This is a genomic window from Nocardia sp. NPDC056000, from assembly GCF_042269265.1.
Classification (GTDB): domain Bacteria; phylum Actinomycetota; class Actinomycetes; order Mycobacteriales; family Mycobacteriaceae; genus Nocardia.
The window spans coordinates 1-3,684 of the sequence record NZ_JBHJXS010000032.1 but is presented as its reverse complement, the minus strand read 5'-3'; the positions used below and the strand labels follow the sequence as shown (position 1 = coordinate 3,684).

General features: G+C 68.2%; 3 protein-coding genes. 2 read left to right on the top strand and 1 reads right to left on the bottom strand.

Features of this window, described 5'->3' with window-relative positions:
• Positions 1-172 precede the first annotated feature (172 nt).
• Positions 173-652 carry a gamma-glutamylcyclotransferase gene (locus tag ACFC4D_RS46365; protein WP_364646172.1) on the bottom strand — a complete coding sequence of 160 codons (480 nt, stop codon included), beginning with the start codon at positions 650-652 and terminating at the stop codon, positions 173-175.
• Between the two features lie 226 nt (positions 653-878).
• Here ACFC4D_RS46365 and ACFC4D_RS46360 point away from each other — a divergent pair, with 226 nt between their 5' ends.
• A complete protein-coding gene (locus ACFC4D_RS46360) occupies positions 879-2,282 on the top strand; it encodes an NAD(P)H-quinone dehydrogenase (protein WP_364646174.1) in 1,404 nt (467 codons plus the stop codon).
• A gap of 199 nt (positions 2,283-2,481) precedes the next feature.
• Positions 2,482-3,594 carry a hypothetical protein gene (locus tag ACFC4D_RS46355; protein WP_364646177.1) on the top strand — a complete coding sequence of 371 codons (1,113 nt, stop codon included), beginning with the start codon at positions 2,482-2,484 and terminating at the stop codon, positions 3,592-3,594.
• Positions 3,595-3,684 lie beyond the last annotated feature (90 nt).

The window sequence follows — 3,684 nt, the reverse complement described above, 5'->3', positions numbered from 1 at the left end:
GACCTGAGGGTGCGGCCCGGCGGCATATCTCGGGCGGGTACGTCATCCCCGTCGAAAGCATGCCGGGATGACGAGGGCGGCCCGGGCCGGGGCGCGCATGGCGGGGATGACATGGCGGAGGGCCCGCACATGGTGTGCGGGCCCTCCGGGAATGGTCGGGTGGGGCGGCGGCTCAGAGGCCGAAGGTGCCCGGGCCTACGTTCTTGCTGTTGCGGGTGCGTAGGGCGTGCACGTATTCGCTTGGGGCCCCGGCCTTTTCGGCCCCTTCGGCGATGACGCCGATGTAGCGGGCCGAGGGTAGGCCGCCCTCATAGGCGTCCAGCACGTAGAGCCAGGCCAGGACGGGCTGGGTGGCGGCGCCCTGGTTCAGGGTGACGCGGAGGCGGATCTTCTTGTGAATGCCGAAGTCCGAGCCCTCCCAGCGGTCCAGGCTCGCTTCGTCCTCACCCGGGACGTCGTAGAGGACGACGAAAACCCGGGATCCGGGCTCCTCGACCACGGTCGCGAGCGGTCCCTCCCAGCCGATGTCGTCCCCGGCGAAGGTCAGGCGCCAACCCTCCAGCCAGCCGGTTCCGTACACGGGGGAGTGCGGACAGCGCTTGAGCATCTGCTCGGGATCCATGTTGGATCCGTAGGCGGCGTAAATCGGCACCGTTAGAGCGTATCGAACAATCCCGAGCAACCGCCCCTGATCCCGATCCTCAGCGGTTCGTGTGCAACCCGACCGGTCACCCCGGAGCAGCCCTTATCTCATTTACGGCACTCGCCAATTGTGACGAAGCTGTCTTCAGACGCGGTCGGAGCTGTGGGGATACCGCCCGTTAGGGTTTTAGTGCGGCGCCGGAGATCCCGGTTGCCCACCAGAAGCGAGGGAAACAATGACCCGCATTGCGATCATCGGAGGCGGACCCGCCGGATACGAAGCGGCGCTGGTGGCCGCACAGCACGGCGCGCCCGTCACGCTGATCGACAGCGACGGGATCGGCGGCGCCTGCGTGCTCTGGGACTGCGTGCCCTCCAAGACCTTCATCGCCTCCACCGGCGTGCGCACCGATCTGCGCCGCGCCCGCGATCTCGGCATCACCGTGCATCCCTCGCAGGCGCAGGTGCGCCTGGCCGAGGTGAACTCGCGGGTGAAGGCCCTCGCGCAGGCGCAGTCCGCCGATATCAAGGTGAAGTTGCAGACCGCCGGGGTGACGGTGCTGTCCGGTTACGGCGAACTCATCGATCAGGCTCCCGGTCTGGCCACGCACCTGGTGAAGGCGACCCTCGCCGATGGTCAGCAGCAGGTGATCGAGGCCGAGGTGGTGCTCATCGCCACCGGTGCGAGCCCGCGTGTGCTCGAGGGCGCGGAGCCCGACGGTGAGCGAATCCTGAACTGGCGTCAGCTCTATGACTTGAAGGAGCTGCCCGAAACCCTGGTGGTGGTCGGTTCCGGTGTCACCGGTGCGGAATTCGTCTCGGCGTACACCGAGATGGGCGTGAAGGTGAAGCTGGTCTCCAGCCGCGACCGCGTACTGCCCGGTGAGGACGCCGACGCCGCGCTGGTGCTGGAGGACGCGCTCGCCGAACGCGGTGTGGAACTGGTCAAGCACGCCCGCGCCGATGCGGTGGAGCGCACCGCCGACGGCATCGTGGTGAAGCTGTCCGACGGTCGCACCGTTACCGGTTCGCACGCGCTCATGACGGTCGGCTCCATCCCCAATACCCAGAACCTGGGTCTGGCCCGGCTGGGCATCGAACTCGACAAGGGTGGTTACCTTCGCGTCGACCGGGTCTCGCGCACCACCGCCACCGGTGTCTACGCGGCGGGCGACTGCACCGGACTGCTGCCTTTGGCCTCTGTGGCGGCCATGCAGGGCCGAATCGCCATGTATCACGCACTGGGTGAGGGTGTGCAGCCGATTCGCCTGAAAACCGTTGCCTCGGCGGTGTTCACGCGTCCGGAGATCGCGACCGTCGGTGTCAGTCAGACCGCGATCGACAATGGCGAGGTGCCCGCGCGCACGGTCATGCTGCCGTTGAACACCAATCCGCGGGCCAAGATGTCGGGCCTGCGACGGGGTTTCGTGAAGATCTTCTGCCGTCCCGCCACGGGTGTGGTGATCGGCGGTGTCGTGGTCGCGCCGATCGCCTCGGAGCTGATTCTGCCTATCGCCCTTGCGGTGCAGAACAATCTGACGGTGAACGATCTCGCGCAGACGTTCTCTGTGTACCCGTCGCTGACCGGTTCGGTCACCGAGGCCGCGCGTCAGCTGATGCGGCACGACGACCTGGACTGACGGGTTAACTTCCGGTGTAATGACACTCGCCGCCTTGCCTGGAATACGCTGGTGTGATTCACTTCGCGACGGGAAGCGATCGGCAGGGCGGTCGCGAGAACGCCGGGGGGTCAACCCTTTCCGAGGCGGCCGCTGTGCAGCTCGTACTCGCCCCGCTTGCTCGATCGCGGCGATGAGGTACGAACGAATAGGGCGAAAAGTGAAGCACCGCAAGCCGAATCGGATAAAGGCCAGTACCTCCCTGTCGCTGGCCGGCGCGGTCGCCGTGGTCAGCCTGCTGGGCGCACCCGCGAACGCGGCCCCCAATGACCCGGGCGCGGTCCCGGCGCAGCCCGGCCAGCAGCCGGGCGATACCCAGCAGCCGCCGACCACCGATCCCACCCCTGAAAACCCGCAGGCCGCAGTCGTTCCCGCGCCCAAGCCGGAGAATGTGCAGCCGGGCACCACCAAACCGCAGCAGAGCCAGCCGGGTGTCACCACGCCGGGCTCGCCCAAGCCCGACACCACCCAGCCCGGCACCACGGTGCCCTCGGGTGAGACCCCCAAGGCCGATGACACCACCCCGGCCCAGCCCGCCGGTGTGGCGCCGCAGGCGAATCCGAAGGATTCCAAGCCGACCCAGCCCGGTGTGACCGTGCCGCGCGTCGCACCGCTGCCGGTGCCCGGTCAGACCGCGCCCGCCATCCCCGTGCAGAACCCGCCCGCGGGCACCCAGACCAAGCCCGACACCCAGGCGACCAATCCGGGTACGGTGCAGCCCGCGGTCACCACCGATCAGGATCAGCCGGACACCACGCTGAACACCCTGACCGGTGAGCAGACCAAGCCGAAGCCGCAGTGGCAGGCCCCGGCCGTGGAGACCGCCCCCGCGGCTCCCGTGGTCGCCATGCAGGGTCCGCACACCGAGATCGGCGCGAATATCGACGGCGGCGCGGCGCTGCCCGGTTTCGCCGCGAACACGCACCACTTCAGCAACCTGGACGGTTACGTCGGCACCATCGGCTACACCACCCCGGGTGGCACCGGTGAGGCCGGTATGTCGCTGGACTTCACCCAGGTCAATCAGATCAAGGTGACGGCCTTCGCGAGCGCCGGTCCGGGCGATGATCGCAAGCTGGAGTTCGTGCTCGATTCCACCGTGGCCAATCAGGCCAAGGCGGACACCGAGAATTTCATTCGCCTGCTCCCCGGTGGCGGCACCATCCTGGACGCGGCCGCTCAGATTGGTAAGCTCCCGCAGGGCGATATCCCCGGGCAGACCACCGACCTCGGCGGCGTGACCACGCAGGTGGGCGGTTCGGTCCAGTACTGAGAACTGCGGGCGCCCGGGAGGCGCCCGGCAAGCACTGAGTTGTCGCGTGGGGCGGGGGGGAGACCGCCCCACCCGGGTGTGGCGGAAGGG

What these genes read in the sequence shown, in the direction of transcription:
- ACFC4D_RS46360 (WP_364646174.1), top strand. Translation starts at nt 879, where the DNA reads ATGACCCGCATTGCGATCATCGGAGGCGGACCCGCCGGATACGAAGCG.